The organism is Mucilaginibacter sp. A5337, from assembly GCF_059690695.1.
Map to the genome: position 1 here is coordinate 1 of NZ_JCAWEC010000026.1, position 572 is coordinate 572.

Annotated in this window: 1 protein-coding gene; it reads right to left on the reverse strand. The window is 48.8% G+C overall.

All coding sequences use genetic code 11. The annotated features are described in order from the left end of the window. Positions 1 to 572, reverse strand: a 572-nt coding sequence (locus AC59JO_RS29550; protein WP_497310001.1) for an AMP-binding protein, incomplete at both ends; no start/stop codon positions are given.

Sequence of the window (572 nt, forward strand, 5' to 3'; positions counted from 1 at the left end):
TCGATCCGGTAGCCCCTGATCTTCACCTGCTCATCTATCCTGCCCAAATATTCGATATTACCGTCCGGCAGCCATCTCCCCAGGTCGCCAGTCCTGTACAGCCTCGTGTTGGGCTCTTCGCTGTATGGATTGGTGATGAACTTCTCTTTCGTCAGTTCAGGTTGGTTCAAATATCCCCGGGCTACCTGTACGCCACCAATGCTGATCTCGCCAGGTACACCTATCGGATTTAATTCTCCCGACTGATCTGTTATATACATCTGCGTGTTTGATACCGGTGTGCCGATCAATGCAGCTTTGTTGATGTCTTCTATGGTATAGTAGCTGGCGCATACCGTGCCTTCAGTTGGGCCATAGCTGTTTACTATTACTGTTTTCGCGTACAGCTTATCTATGAAGGTAGGCTGCAACTGCTCCCCGCCGCTGATGATATAGCGCAGGCTGCTTGTATTAAACCTGTTATGACCTGCTTCTTTATTCAGGTAGGCTATTACTGTTGGTGTGGCGCTCAGTATCGTTACCGACTCTTTTGAAATCAGGTGGATGATATCATCTGCGTCTTTACCGCCTTC